This window comes from Pseudomonas sp. MF08817, from assembly GCF_059862705.1.
In genome coordinates, this window is record NZ_JCBCUY010000026.1 from 1 (window position 1) to 13781 (window position 13781).

Genomic DNA, 13781 nt, shown 5'->3' on the forward strand with positions numbered 1-13781 from the left:
TAAACGCTTCGATTTCAAATGTCCGATCGAAATGATGGGCGAGGTGATGCAGAACGCCATGACTATGCGGCACGATGCGCCCGCTTCAATTCAATAACCGTGTTGCACTCAGCTCCTGCAACCGCCCGCCTATGGGGAAATTATTGAGATGGATCTCAGGTGACGTGATCGTTTGCAAGCGTGAAATGTTGCTGCCGTCTTTTATCAGCAGCACTTTGCCTTGGCTTTCCTTGAAACTCTGGGCATTCATGGTGAGCTTCAGGCTGCCTTTGAGGTCGGTGGTTTTCAACTGGCGGCTATCGACCAGGGAAAGGGGCGTTTTAAGGCGCAGGGTCTGCTGGATCTGCCGCAGGCTGGCCGCAGGGACCAGGCGATAAAGCGGCCAGGCAGGTATCAGGTTGTTGTAGAGGTTGGTGTTGCGCAGGCGGTAGGACAGTGGCGCCTGTACAAATGCCATGAAGGGGCCGATATCCACGTTTGCCCGTGTAGCACAAATGCGTGCGATGACATCCATCATGGGGTGATCTGCCAGTTTGAAGTCGTCTTTGGAAACGAGGTGACGATATTCCTGGTTGAACAAACTGATAACGTGCTCCCCCGCCTTGTCGAAGATGAATAGGAAGAAAAACAACCGCTCCCAATAGTGCCATGTCGTGATGGGCGTATTGCTGTCTAAGCGGTTTTGCAATTCAACGAAGGTGCGTTCCGAGTTTCCACCGTACATCCAGCCTCGTTCATAAATTTCATTGCCCATTATTTTATGCTGGTAATACGCGGCGTAGACGTTGTTCCAGACTTCGCCACTGGGAACCGTGGTGTTTTGCATAAAGACACCTTGGTAGCCGTGGGCTATTTCATGCAGGGCGCACCAGTTGTCCGGGCGCACGTCCAGGCCGCAGGTGGCTATTGAAGGGCTGACTTGCGCTATCCAGCTGTGACCATAATAGGCCCCCCCGCCACCGCTTTTATCCGCCTTTATAAAGTAACGGTTGGGGATGTTTCTGTCGGTGCGCACGGTGGTGGTAAAGGATATTCCAGCCAGTGAGTTGAAGTACTCGAAAACGCTGGTGTAGAACGTCTCCAAACTGTCGAGCCCACAGGTTTGGTGCAGTTCTTTGGTTTTCTGTTTATCGAAGGCCGGTACGAGTAAGTTGGCATAAGTGGTTTGGATAAGTGCAAATTCTGCGTCCTGTTCGTCCCAGGTTTGGAAGAAAGCTTGGGCATTGCCTTGTGGGGTGTAGATTGGCAGCGGTTTTTCGCGGGTAACGGTGTATTCAATCTCGGCTGTAATTGCGCTATAGGGCGTCTGGATAAAAACAACGGCCGGGTGAGTGGCGGTAAATGTGGTCCACTGGCTGGTAATAACGACGCTACTCTCGGTGCGTCTGTCATCATTAAAGAAGTTGAGTATCAGGTCGGTATCAATGGGGCTTGAGCGCCGCACGTTGATACTTTCCCCCGCGGGCAGAATGAACCCCAAGGCCTGCCGATCATGGAACGTGCCTTTTCTCAAGTCAGCTGCCAATAACCAGACGGGGTTTTCCAGGGTGTAAGGCGTGAAGCGTTTAATGGGGTTGTTCATTATGTCTGCCTATTGTGTGATAGGGCTTGGGGTACATAACGTTGTAAAGCGCAAGTGAGGGAATGGCTACTGTCATAATTGACAGTTTTTTAGAGGCTCTTTGCTGGTTTTACATCGGGGTTATTCACTCGCGGTCTATGGTGTTGGTTTTTTTTTGGAGGTTTTTACCCCGCGGCGCACATTGGCTCCCTCATCTTCCCTCGCATTGGCTATTTGTGCCGGGCCGCCAGGGGGCTAACGTAGCGCCTCCCCATCCTCAACGGAGCCACCCACATGCAACCGCGTATCGATTTCTACACCGCATCCCCCAATGCCCTCAAAGCTATGCTGGCCCTGGAAACCGCGGTGTCGAAACTGCCTCTGGAAAAAAACCTGCTGGAGCTGATCCGCCTGCGGGTGTCGCAGATCAACGGCTGCGCCTTTTGCGTGGACATGCACGCCGCCGATGCTCGCAAGGATGGCGAAACCGAGCGACGCCTATACGCCGTGGCGGTGTGGCGCGAAGCGCCGTTCTTCACCGCCCGCGAGCGCGCCGCCCTGGCCTGGGCCGAATCGGTGACCCTGATTAGCCAGACCCACGCCCCGGAGGCCGACTACGAGCAACTGAGCGCCGAGTTCAGCCCCGCCGAGATGGTCGACCTGACCGTGGCCATCGCCACCATCAACAGCTGGAATCGCCTGGCCGTCGGTTTTCGCAAACTGCCCCAGGAGGATTGAGGTGCTAGCCCGGCCGCCCTAGCACGGGCAAGCCTGCTGGCTACAAAGGGGCGTACACGGGGCCTCAGGCCTTGAGGATTTTGCCGCTGATGGCCACGCCCAGTAGCGCCACGGCGATCAGGCCGAAGGCCAGGCTCAGGCTGCTGGCGTGGGCGACGAAGCCGATCAGCGCCGGGCCGGCGAGGATGCCGGCGTAGCCCAGGGTGGTGATGGCCGGTACGGCGATGCTCTCGGGCATGAGGGTTTGCTTGCCCACCGCGGTGTACAGCACCGGCACGATGTTCGAGCACCCGGCGCCCACCAGTGCATAGCCCACCAATGCCGCTTCCCAGGACGGCGCCAGGGTGGCCAGCAACAGGCCCGCGGCGGCGGTCAACCCGCCCAGCACAATCACCCGGGTGGTGCCGAGGCGGCGCACGATGGCATCGCCGGTCAGGCGCCCCACGGTCATGGTCAGGGCAAACGCCGCATAGCCAAGGCCGGCATAAGCGGCGTCCAGGTTGCGCTCGGCGGTGAGGAACACCGCACTCCAGTCCAGCACCGCGCCTTCGGCCAAAAACACCACAAAGCACAGGCAACCGATAAACAGCACCACGCCATGGGGGATGGCGAAGGCCGGGCCGCTGCTTTGACTGCCATAGGCCAGCATGTGCGGGCCGGCCTTGAGCAAGGCCAGCAGGATCAGGGCCACCACCACCCACATCGCCCCCAGCGGCGTCATGCCCAGGCCCAGCAAGGCACTGACCCCGGCCGCGCCGACGATTCCGCCCAGGCTGAACATGCCGTGGAAGCCCGACATCATGGTCTTGCCGCTGGCGCGTTCGACGATCACCGCTTGCAGGTTGACGGTGGAGTCCACGCAACCGAGCCCGGCGCCGAACACAAACAGCGTCGCGATCAGCAACGGCAGCGAAGTCACCGTGGCCAATAACGGTAACGCCAGGCAGATCAGCAAGGTGCCGCCGACCATCACCCGCCGGCAGCCATAGCGCGAAGCCAGCGCACCGGACACGGGCATGGCGATGATCGAACCTACCCCCAGGCACAGCAGCAATAACCCCAGGGTGCCTTCATCCAGGGCCGCGCGGGCCTTGGCGTAGGGCACCAACGGCGCCCAGGCAGCGATGCCGAAACCGGCGATGAGATAGGCGAGGCGAGTGGACATTTGCTCCAGGCGCCCGGGGATCACCGGGGCTGGGGTGCTGATGGCGGTCATGAAAATCCTTGGCATTGCGGGGTGGATTAAAGGCAGGGCGCCATCCTTGCACATCGATCCAACCGCCGCGAGGGTAAAGCCCCTGCCTGTGGTGCCGCGCAGGTGGGTGGCCGCTCTATTGTGGAAGCGGGCGGTGTCGGGGGGCGGGTTGTGCAGATGCAGCGCCTGGGTTGGCCTCATCGCGGGCCGGCCCGCTCCCACAGTTGAACGGTGGTGTGGGGCGGGATTTTCATTTTCCTCTGCGGGAGCGAGCCTGCTCGCGACGGCGGCACTGGGGGGGCGATGGCGAGTGGGAAGACAGTTGCTCCCACACAAGCCCGCCCCCTCAGAGGTTGCCTAGAAGCTCCCCACGCTTTCAGCCGTGGCTCCCGGCACGACGCGGTTGTTGGGGTCGCCTTGCCAGTACACCTCGTTGACGTTGCTCAGGCTGCGGATCAGGCATTTCCACTCGATGCTCTGTTGCGTCGCCAGGCTTACAGTGCCGCTCCAGCGGTTTTGTGTGCCCGGTTGCAGGGCGATGGCGTGGGCCGGGTCCCAGGCGCCCAGTGCCAACGGCGCGCCCACGGCAAACACCGCTTGCCCGGGGCCGGGGCGCACGTTGTCGCAGTGCAGGGTGGTGGCCGCGCCGGGGGTGGCCGGGGCGGCCAGCCACACGCGAATGCGCTGCCCGTCGGCGTCCAGTACCGGGGTAAAGCCCTCTGGTACTTTCGACAGGTCCGAGTCCAGGGCCAGCAGCACCTGCTGGCGGCTGCCCTCGGTGGCCGCCACCAGCCCGGAATACTGGGCCTGGAAGCGGATGGGCGAGTCGGCCTTGATGCCGGCGTCCTTGCGCAGCTTTATCAGTTTGCGGATCAGGTCACCGCGGCCCCAGTCGTACATGTCCGGCCAGTACACGGTGGGCGTGCCGGGGCTGAGCAGAATGTAGGTGTAGGCCAGGTTGCGCAGCGGGTCGGGCAATGCCCAATGGTGCTGGCCACCGTACTGGCCAGGGGAGTAGCCGGTGTCGTGGTTGTCGACGAAGGTCACTGCGGTTTGCCGCCACGCCGCCTCGGGGTTGCCGTTCAGGCCATGGCGCCAGTCGGCTACACCGCCATTTTGCAGGCGCTCCTTGAGGGCGAAATCGAACACCGCGCAGTGGGAGCGATCTGCCCAGTCCTTGAGGGCGTCCTGCCAACTGGCCTGGTTGCGCCAGTCCGTGGCCGGGTATTCGCCGGGGCTTTTCCACAATTCGCCCACGCAAAACGCCTGGTCGTTGAAGTCCTTCATCCACAGGTCGACCCGTTCTGGCGTGTAGCCGCGTACGAAATCGAAACGCAGGCCCTTGGCTGCGTAGTTGTCGCGCAGGTTGCGAAATTCCTGCATGAAACGCGGCGAGACTTCGGGGCTCGCGGTGTTGAGGTCGGCAAGCCCGTTCATGAACGGGTCGCCTTCATCGCACTGTGCAGGCGCCGTGCAGTCGTCGCGCCACAGTTTGTAGCCCCGGGGCCAGCGCACCAGGGTGGCCGGGAGCTTGTCGTTCTTGTGGTTGGGCACCACGTCGTACACCGCTTGCACGCCGGCGCTGGTCAGGGCCGCGACCGCTTGTTTGAGTTGGGCGTCGGTGCCGTATTGGCTGTTTTTGTCGAAGTCGTGCCAGAAGTAGCCCTCACCGCCGCCCGAGGTGCCCTTGGCCGGGTCGCTCCAACTGGATTGGTCCGTCCAGGGCGGCGGCAGCCAGATTTTGCTGAAACCGTCCTGGCCAATCGCGGGTGCCATGCGTGTGAGCACCTCGTACCACTTTTGTGGGCTGTTGCGGCTGGAGTTCCAGTGAAAGCCTTGCAGGATGATGTCCTCGCCGCCGCCATTGCGCACGGTGGGGGCGGCAGCGTTGGCCAGGCTGGCCAGCAGGCAGGCCGCGGCTGCGGCTGCGTAGTAGAGCAATGAGCGTTTCATGTTGAGCCTCCCGTTAACCGGAACAGGCTTCACTCTGCGCCGGGGGTGGGGGCTTGTCTGCTGTCAGAAATGACAGGTAAAAGGGATCGTTTTGTGCTAATTCACCGCCTCAAAATAACCAAAGCCCACTGGACATGAGCATGGAGCAAGTGGGCTGGCCCGCGCTCGGTTGCACCGCGGCCGTAAAATCTTTCTGGGCGCTCCACCGCTGAGGGGCTGCTCTGCACCCCGGTGCGGGCCAGTTCGCCTGCTACCGTTGCGGCCACTCCAGTTCGGCCATGCGGCGTTTCATCAACACCCGGCCATGACGGATCGAGTACAGCGCCAGGCCCTGGCTGCGGATCATCTCGTAGTCGCTGTCGGCCGAGAGGATCAGCAGGTTGGCCGGGCGCCCGGGGTGCAGGCCATAGCCTTCGCCCAGGGCCATGGCCCGGGCGCTGTTGTCGGTAACCAGGTCCAGGGCGCTTTGCAGGTTGCGGTAGCCGAGCATGTGGCAAATGTGCAGCCCGGCCTCCAACACCCGCAGGATGTTGCCGTTGCCCAGGGGATACCAGGGATCGACGATGGAGTCCTGGCCAAAACATACGTTCATGCCCGCGTCGAGCAGCTCACTGACGCGGGTCACGCCCCGGCGCTTGGGAAAGCTGTCGAAGCGCCCCTGCAAGTGGATGCTCTCGGTGGGGCACGAAACGAAGCTGATGCCGGCGTGGCCCAGCAGGCGGAACAGTTTGGCGCAGTAGGCATTGTCGTAGGAGCCCATGGCCGTGGTGTGGCTGGCCGTGACCCGTGCACCCATGCCACGGCTGCGGGCCTCTTCGGCCAGCACTTCGAGAAATCGCGAGTGCGGGTCGTCGGTTTCGTCGCAGTGCACATCCACCAGGCAGCCGCTGCGCTCGGCCAGGTCCATCAGAAACTTGATCGAACTCACGCCTTGCTCGCGGGTGTACTCGAAGTGGGGAATGCCACCCACCACATCCGCACCCAGGCGCACGGCTTCTTCCATCAGTTGCCGGCCATTGGGGTAAGACTCGATCCCCTCCTGCGGGAAGGCGACGATTTGCAGGTCCACTAGGTGCCGGCATTCCTCGCGCACCTGGAGCAAGGCCTTGAGGGCAGTCAGCGCCGGGTCGGTGACGTCCACATGGGTGCGCACATGCTGGATGCCGTGGGCGGCAAGGGCCTGGAGTGTTTTGTGGGCGCGGTTGCGGGTGTCGTCGAAGGTCAGGGTGGCCTTGCGCTCGCCCCAGCACTCGATGCCCTCGAACAGCGTGCCGCTCATGTTCCAACGCGGCTCGCCCGCCGTCAGCGTGGCATCGAGGTGGATATGGGGCTCGACAAAGGGCGGCACCACCAGGTTGCCGGCGGCGTCCAGGTCGTCGGGGCCGAGGGTCGGTGCTTCGGCCTGGCGGGCGATGCTGGCGATCAGGCCGTTTTCCAGGTGCAGTACGTGCAGGCCGTCGTGGTGGCGCAAGCGGGCGTTGATGATGAGCATGCGGCGGTCCTCGGGGCGTGGGGCGAATGCTTACTGTAGCCGTTGCTGTTGCGTAGGAACCAGGGCGGGTGGCCTGCGACGGCCCCCAGATGGCGGTGCGGCCCTCAGTGCTAGCAGGCTCGCTTCCACAAGCCTGGCTGCAGGGGCGTTCGCCGGCGGGACTGTTACTCCCCGCGATAGATACAGCCGCTGGTGCAAGTTTCGTGGATGCGGATGGCGGACAGTTCCGGGAGCAGGGGCTTGAGTTCGGTCCAGATCCACTTGGCCAGCACTTCGCTGGTGGGGTTTTCCAGGCCGGGGATGTCGTTGAGGTAGTTGTGGTCCAGGCGCTCGTAGAGCGGCTTGAAGATCGCTTTGATTTCGGAGAAGTCGCGGATCCAACCGGTGTGCGGGTCGAGGTCGCCGCTCAGGTGGATCGCGACTTTGAACGAGTGGCCGTGCAGGCGCCCGCACTTGTGGCCATCGGGCACGTGGGGCAGGCGATGGGCGGACTCGAACGTAAATTCCTTGAAAATTTCCACAGTGTCTAAAGCTCTGTCAGGTGGCGGGCGGGCGCGGCGTTAAAGGCGGCGGCGAGTTTAGCAGCTTGGCTTTGGCCGTGCGGAAAAAGCCTGACGGGGGGCGTTACAGGGCCAGCAGGCGTGGGCCGAGGCCGCCGTTGTCGGCCAGTTCGAGGAACTCGTCGCCCAGGCGTTGGCTGGCGTCCATAGCGGTGCGCCAGTATTTTTGCCGGCCGGCCGGGTCACCCATAAAGCGCTTGAAGTCGTTGCGGTCGGGCAGTTTGCCGTAGGGCAGGCGTGCCAGGTACTCGCGCGACGGCGCCACCAGCAGCACATCGCGCAAGCGCTGGGGGCTGGCGCGGCGCCAGGGCAGGCTTTTGTCGAACCAACCGGGGATGACCCGGTCGGTGAAGTGCGGGTAGAGCACGATGTCATCGCCGCTGTAGGGCAGGTCGAGGTGGTAGTCCAGCAGGCCGCCGTCGCGGAAGGTGCCCGCGCCGGCGCCAGGCAGGTCGCGTACGCCCTGCATCACCATCGGGATGGAACCGGAGGCGAGCAAGGCCTGGCGCAGGTTGGCGGCATCGAGCGGCACCAAGCGCGAGGGGAAGTCGGTGAGGGCGTGCAGCGGCGGGGCCAGGCGCGGGTCGTGCAGCACCAGGCGCTCGAAATGCCGCGCCAGGCGCGAACGGCCGCGCAGGTTGTCGGCAATCACCGACGACAGCCCCAGCCCCAGGCGCCCACGGTGGTCGTCGGCGAGCAGGCCGTGGCTTTTGACCACCATGATGTTGAGGCGGTAATGGGGGTTGTCGAGGATTCGCGCGTCGCGGCCATCGAGCAGGTCGTGGAGCATGCGCTGCGAGCTTTGGCTGATCTGCGCCATGGTCACGCCTTTGGCAAAGCGTTGCTCGTTGTAGAGCTGGCCGAGGCGGCGCAGGCCTTCGGCGGCGTCCGGTAGGCAAGCGCTGGCAAAGCGCCAGGAACCCACCGAAGCGCCGATCAGCGAGCGCTCGCGGGGTGCCGCCGCCAGCCATTGGCCGAACAGCGCCAGGTCCAGCCCCTGGATGCCCAGGGCCTTGGGGCCACCGGCCGCGCCGGGCAGGGTGCCGACGTCGCGGGCATGCAGGCCGTTATCGCGGATGCGCGCCAGGGCACGGGGGCCGGCCTTGAGGGTGAGGGCGGGGAACTTGATGTGGATGGCGGTCATACCGGCCTCTTTGCGGGCGAGCGGGTGATTATAGAAGGCTGGCCGATGATGGCTATTCAGTTTCAGTTAAGTTCGGCGCGCTACCGTACAGGCCTTGTGCTACACCGCCTCAATGGAGAACCCCATGAAAATCCTCATTGCCCTGTCCGCCACCTGCCTTCTGGGCTTGGGCATCGGTCTGGTCCAGGCCCGCGACCTGGGCCCCGACGAAGCCCTGCGCCTGCGCGACGCTGGTACTATCGCCTCCTTTGAAACCCTCAACGCCAAGGCCCTGGCCGAACACCCTGGGGCGACGATCACGGAAACCGAGCTTGAGCAGGCATACGGCAAGTACATTTACCAACTCGACCTGCGCGATGCCCAAGGTGTTGAGTGGGACCTGGAATTGGACGCCGTTTCCGGGCACATCCTCAAGAACCATCAGGACAGGTAATGACGCGAAATAGGCGCGCCCGCACTCGAGCGGCGTTGGTATTGATGCTGTTTTGCTCCCTGGCACTGGCCCGCGACCTGGACCAGGACGAAGCCCTGCGCCTGCGCCAGCAGGGGGTGATCCTGCCGCTGGAGCAATTGCTGCAACAGGCGCTGGGCCGCTACCCCGGCGCGCGCTTGCTGGAGGCCGAGCTGGAAGAAAAGCACGACGTGTACATCTATGAAGTGGAGTTGCTGACGGCCCAAGGCGTGGTGCGCGAGCTGGACCTGGACGCCACCACCGGCCGCTTATTGAAAGACGAGGAAGACGACTGATGCGCCTGCTTTTGGTGGAAGACCACGTACCCCTGGCCGACGAACTGATGGCCGGGCTCAGCCGCCAGGGCTATGCCGTCGATTGGCTGGCCGATGGCCGCGACGCGGTGTACCAAGGCAGCAGCGAACCCTACGACCTCATCATCCTCGACCTCGGCTTGCCGGGCCTGCCGGGGCTTGAGGTGCTGGGCCAGTGGCGCGCCGCCGGGCTGGCCACGCCTGTGCTGATCCTCACCGCGCGCGGCTCCTGGGCTGAGCGCATCGAAGGGCTCAAGGCCGGGGCCGACGACTACCTGAGCAAACCCTTCCACCCGGAGGAACTGCACCTGCGGGTGCAGGCATTGCTGCGCCGCTCCCACGGCCAGGCGAACCAGCCGACCCTTAAGGCTGCCGGCCTGCACCTGGATGAAAGCCGCCAGTGCGTGACCCGCGACGGTGCCGAGGTGCAACTGACGGCGGCGGAATTTCGCCTGTTGCGCTACTTCATGCTGCACCCGGGGCAGATCCTCTCCAAAAGCCATTTGGCCGAGCACCTGTACGACGGCGAAACCGAGCGCGACTCCAACGTGCTGGAAGTGCACGTCAACCACCTGCGCCGCAAACTGGGGCGCGATGTGGTCGAGACTCGCCGTGGCCAGGGCTATCTGTTTGGCGGGCCGGGGCAGTGAGGTCGATCCAGCGGCGCTTGAGCCTGGGGCTGGTCAGCGTGCTGGTGATTGTCGGCCTGGTGCTGGCGCAGACCAGCCTGTGGCTGTTTGAAGTGGGTTTGCAGCGCTACCTCGAAGCGGGCCTGCGTAACGACAGCGAGAACCTGCTGGCGGCCCTGGTGCGTGGCCCGCAAGGGCTGCAACTGGATGAGCGGCGGTTGTCGCCGGCCTATCAGCGGCCGTTTTCCGGGCACTACTTTCGCATCGATTTTGCCGACACCCATTGGCGCTCGCGCTCGCTGTGGGACCAGGAGCTGCCCCAACTGCAACAGGCCGGGTTGCAGAGCAACCTGCAACTGGGCCCCGAAGGCCAGCAGTTATTGGTGCTGCGCAGCGATTACCGGCGTCTGGGCCAGGCGATTTCCATCAGCGTTGCTCAGGACTACACCCCGGTACGCGACAGCTTCTTGCGCATGCGCCAAGTGGGCCTGGCCCTGGGCGCGGCGGCGTTGCTGCTGATCCTCTTGCTGCAACGGCTCACCGTGCACCGCGCCTTGCGCCCGCTTGAGGCGGCGCGCGAGCAAATCGCCCAATTGCAGCGTGGCCAGCGCTCGCAACTCGACACCCAGGTGCCCCAGGAACTGGAACCGCTGGTGGCGCAGATCAACCATTTGCTGGCCCACACCGAAGACAGCCTCAAGCGTTCGCGCAATGCCTTGGGCAACCTGGGCCATGCCCTCAAGACGCCCCTGGCGGTACTGATGAGCCTGGCCGCCAGCGAAAAACTGCGAGGTCAGCCGCAGGTGCGGCAACTGCTGGAGCAACAACTGCAACAGGTACAGCAACGCCTCAACCGCGAACTCAACCGCGCGCGGCTGGCCGGCGACGCCTTGCCCGGCGCGCAGTTCGACTGCGACGCCGAAGTGCCGGGTTTGCTCGCCACCTTGAACATGATCCACGGCCAACACCTGGCCCTCGACGCGGTGATGAGCCCCGGGCTGCACCTGCCCCGAGACCGCGAAGACGTGCTGGAACTGCTGGGCAACCTGTTGGATAACGCCTGCAAATGGGCCGACGCCCAGGTACGCCTGAGCATCGGGCAGGACGGTGCGGGGTTTTACCTGGCGGTGGAAGACGACGGCCCGGGCATTCCTGCATCGCGCCGCGACCAGGTGCTGGGCCGTGGCACGCGCCTGGATGAGCAAACCGACGGCCATGGCCTGGGCCTGGGCATCGTGCGCGACATTGTCGACGCCTGGGGCGGGCGGTTGTACTTGGCCGACAGTGACTTGGGCGGGTTGAAAGTGCTTGTCGAGTTGCCGCAAGGCGCAGGCCCTGCCCGGGCTTGAACTCGCCCAATCCCCTGTGGGCGCGTGCTCGCCCGCGATAGCGGTGTGCCAGGCTGTGAGGTTGCTGGACATGCCGCCGCCATCGCGAGCAAGGCCCCCACAGCGTGGCGGTTTCCACTGGCGGGATTTGTGAGGCGAAGGCCTGCTTTTACAGAAGGCCTTGCGATGTTTTACACCCGAAACTGATCCATCAACCCCTGCTGCTGGTTGGCCAGGTTATTGAGGGCCTGGCTGACCCGGGCCGATTCGTTGGCTTGCCCCGAGAGGGATTCGGTGACGTCGCGGATGGTCGCCACGTTGCTGTTGATCTCTTCGGCCACGGCGCTTTGTTCTTCGGCGGCGCTGGCGATTTGCAGGTTCATGTCGCTGATGACCGTCACCGCGTCACCGATTTGGCGCAGCGCCGTCACGGCTTGGCCGACCTGCTCCACGCTGCCCTGGGCCTGGCGATGGCTGTGGTGCATTGAGGCCACGACTTCCTGGGTGCCGCTTTGCAGTTGCTCGATCACCAGGCGGGTTTCTTCCACCGACTCTTGGGTGCGCCGCGCCAGGTTGCGCACTTCGTCGGCCACCACGGCGAAACCTCGGCCGGCCTCGCCCGCGCGGGCGGCTTCGATGGCGGCGTTGAGGGCCAGCAGGTTGGTCTGCTCGGCAATGGCGCGGATCACTTCCAGCACCGAACCGATTTTCTCGCTGTTGGCGGCCAGGCCTTCGACCTGGGCCATGGCGGTGCTCATGTCGGCGGCCAGGGTGTCGATGGTGCTGGTGGTGCGGTCGATCACGGTGAGGCCTTCACGGGTGGCCTGGTCGGCATCGCGGGCCGCGTGGGCAGCCTGGGCGGCGCTGCGGGCGACGTCATGGGCGGTGGCGCTCATTTCGTGGGAGGCGGTGGCCACCTGATCGACCTGGCGGTATTGCTGCTCCATGCCGGCGCTGGTCTGGGTGGCGATGGCAGACGATTGGTCGGCGGTGCTGCGTGCGTCCTGCACCGAGCGTTTGACCTCGGCGATGATCGGTTGCAGCTTGTCGAGGAAGCGGTTGAACCAACCGGCCAATTCGCCCAGTTCATCCTTTTTGTCGTAGGCCAGGCGCCGGGTCAGGTCGCCTTCGCCGCTGGCGATGTCTTCGAGCATGTGCGCCACGCCGAGGATCGGCCGGGTCACGCTGCGCGCCATCAGCCACACCAGCAACAGGCCGACGATGGCGGCCAACAGGCCCAGGCTCAGTTCGATCAGGGTGCCGGCGGTGCCGCGTTCGTCCAACTGGGTTTTTAGGGTTTCGGCCGGGCCCACCAGTACCTTCTCCGGCACCGTGAGCAAAATGCCCCAGGCTTTGCCGCCGGGGATTGGCTGGAACGGCGCTAGCACGGTGAGTTTGCCGTCGCTGTGCAGGCTTTGCGGTTGGCCGCTGCTGGCGAGCATGGCGATCAGCCGCGCGCCGTTGGTTTTATCGACGCTGTCCAGGCGCTGGCTGAGTTTGCTGGCATCGCTGCTGTAGCCGGCGAGCAGGCCCACGGCGCTGATGATGCCGACGTTGGTCTGGCCGTCGTAGAGTTTTTGGCTGGCGTCCTGGCTGACCGCTTGCAGGCTGTTGAGGTTGATGTCCACCGACAGCGAGGCGATGACTTTGCCGTTGACCGTCAGCGGGAACACGATGCTGGTCATCAGCACGTTCTGGCCGGCGATTTCGTAGAAGTAGGGTTCGATCACGCACGGCTTGAGGGTGGTGCGCGGGCAGGTGAACCAGGCGTTGGCCGGCTCGCCGCTGGGGCCGCTGCGGGTGTCGGCCATGTCGCTTTCGGGCAGGGCCATGGAGGTCAGTTGGCCAGGGGTGGGCTGGGACCAGTACAGGGCGAAGCGGCCTTTGTCGTTGCTGCCCAGCGCTTGCTGGCCGGCGAACAGTTCGTCCTTGCCGTCCAGGGCATTGGCCTCGAACACCAGGGACAGGCCCAGCAGCTCAGGGTTGGCCTGCAGGGCGGACTTGACCTGGCGGGTCAGGTCTTCGCGCAGGTCAAAGGCATCGAGAAAGCGCTTCTCGGCCTGCTCGCGCAAAAACAGCACCTGGCGCGAAAAGCCATGGCCGTATTGGTAGGCGTCCATGAACTGGCGGCGGATGTTCAGCGCCTGGACTTCACCCTGGGCTTCGATCCGCGCCTGCGCCGCGTCGGTCAGCATGGCCATGCTCGAGGCCTTGACCAGTTGCGAGTTGTGCTCGGCACGATAGAGCGAAATCCCCACCAGCAGGCTGACGACGCCCAACAGGCAGAGGCCGGCCAGGAGGGTGATTTTCCATTGGATGGAAAGCTGTCTGAGCGACATGGAGGAGTCCTTGAACGGGGAAACGGGAGAGGCGTTTGCACTGTAACGGCCCGGGGCGGGTTTTCTTTATTCAAACG

General features: G+C 64.0%; 12 protein-coding genes and 1 pseudogene. 5 read left to right on the forward strand and 8 right to left on the reverse strand.

The window, feature by feature from the left end:
• Positions 1 to 85 precede the first annotated feature (85 nt).
• On the reverse strand, positions 86 to 1582 hold the full coding sequence (locus tag AC19YR_RS16780) for a M60 family metallopeptidase (RefSeq protein WP_500599327.1): 1497 nt from the start codon (positions 1580 to 1582) through the stop codon (positions 86 to 88).
• 273 nt (positions 1583 to 1855) lie between these two features.
• Here AC19YR_RS16780 and AC19YR_RS16785 point away from each other — a divergent pair, with 273 nt between their 5' ends.
• Positions 1856 to 2299 (forward strand): carboxymuconolactone decarboxylase family protein, encoded by a 444-nt coding sequence (locus AC19YR_RS16785; RefSeq protein ID WP_500599329.1) that lies wholly within the window; start codon positions 1856 to 1858, stop codon positions 2297 to 2299.
• 64 nt (positions 2300 to 2363) lie between these two features.
• Here AC19YR_RS16785 and AC19YR_RS16790 read toward each other — a convergent pair whose 3' ends face one another.
• The 5 genes from AC19YR_RS16790 to AC19YR_RS16810 all read right to left on the reverse strand — a co-directional run bounded on the left by AC19YR_RS16790 (position 2364) and on the right by AC19YR_RS16810 (position 8643).
• Positions 2364 to 3515 carry an MFS transporter gene (locus AC19YR_RS16790; RefSeq protein ID WP_500599331.1) on the reverse strand — a complete coding sequence of 384 codons (1152 nt, stop codon included), beginning with the start codon at positions 3513 to 3515 and terminating at the stop codon, positions 2364 to 2366.
• Positions 3516 to 3851: 336 nt separating this feature from the next.
• Positions 3852 to 5447 carry a glucan 1,4-alpha-maltotetraohydrolase domain-containing protein gene (locus tag AC19YR_RS16795; protein WP_095110994.1) on the reverse strand — a complete coding sequence of 532 codons (1596 nt, stop codon included), beginning with the start codon at positions 5445 to 5447 and terminating at the stop codon, positions 3852 to 3854.
• A gap of 250 nt (positions 5448 to 5697) precedes the next feature.
• A complete protein-coding gene (gene codA, locus AC19YR_RS16800) occupies positions 5698 to 6939 on the reverse strand; it encodes a cytosine deaminase (protein ID WP_095110993.1) in 1242 nt (413 codons plus the stop codon).
• 164 nt (positions 6940 to 7103) lie between these two features.
• Entirely contained in the window at positions 7104 to 7460 is a 357-nt protein-coding gene (gene queD, locus AC19YR_RS16805; RefSeq protein WP_017736453.1) for a 6-carboxytetrahydropterin synthase QueD, read from the reverse strand.
• A 103-nt stretch (positions 7461 to 7563) separates the two neighbouring features.
• Entirely contained in the window at positions 7564 to 8643 is a 1080-nt protein-coding gene (locus AC19YR_RS16810) for a patatin-like phospholipase family protein (RefSeq protein ID WP_095110990.1), read from the reverse strand.
• Positions 8644 to 8767: 124 nt separating this feature from the next.
• Between AC19YR_RS16810 and AC19YR_RS16815 the strand changes: the two genes are divergently transcribed.
• The 4 genes from AC19YR_RS16815 to AC19YR_RS16830 are packed head-to-tail and all read left to right on the forward strand — an operon-like array spanning position 8768 to position 11386.
• Entirely contained in the window at positions 8768 to 9076 is a 309-nt protein-coding gene (locus AC19YR_RS16815) for a PepSY domain-containing protein (RefSeq protein ID WP_095110989.1), read from the forward strand.
• Positions 9076 to 9390 (forward strand): PepSY domain-containing protein, encoded by a 315-nt coding sequence (locus AC19YR_RS16820; RefSeq protein ID WP_095110988.1) that lies wholly within the window; start codon positions 9076 to 9078, stop codon positions 9388 to 9390. Before AC19YR_RS16815 ends, AC19YR_RS16820 begins: the two co-directional genes overlap by 1 nt.
• Entirely contained in the window at positions 9390 to 10058 is a 669-nt protein-coding gene (locus AC19YR_RS16825; RefSeq protein WP_095110987.1) for a response regulator transcription factor, read from the forward strand. The genes AC19YR_RS16820 and AC19YR_RS16825 overlap by 1 nt, the downstream gene beginning before the upstream one ends.
• Complete coding sequence (locus AC19YR_RS16830; protein ID WP_500599332.1) at positions 10055 to 11386, forward strand: sensor histidine kinase; 1332 nt, start codon at positions 10055 to 10057, stop codon at positions 11384 to 11386. Before AC19YR_RS16825 ends, AC19YR_RS16830 begins: the two co-directional genes overlap by 4 nt.
• 170 nt (positions 11387 to 11556) lie before the next feature.
• Here the strand turns inward: AC19YR_RS16830 and AC19YR_RS16835 are convergent, their stop codons facing one another.
• Both AC19YR_RS16835 and AC19YR_RS16840 read right to left on the reverse strand, forming a co-directional pair.
• Entirely contained in the window at positions 11557 to 12312 is a 756-nt protein-coding gene (locus tag AC19YR_RS16835) for a methyl-accepting chemotaxis protein (RefSeq protein WP_500599385.1), read from the reverse strand.
• Positions 12313 to 12414: 102 nt separating this feature from the next.
• A pseudogene (locus AC19YR_RS16840) lies at positions 12415 to 13704 on the reverse strand (methyl-accepting chemotaxis protein); the annotation flags it as partial.
• Positions 13705 to 13781: the final 77 nt, after the last annotated feature.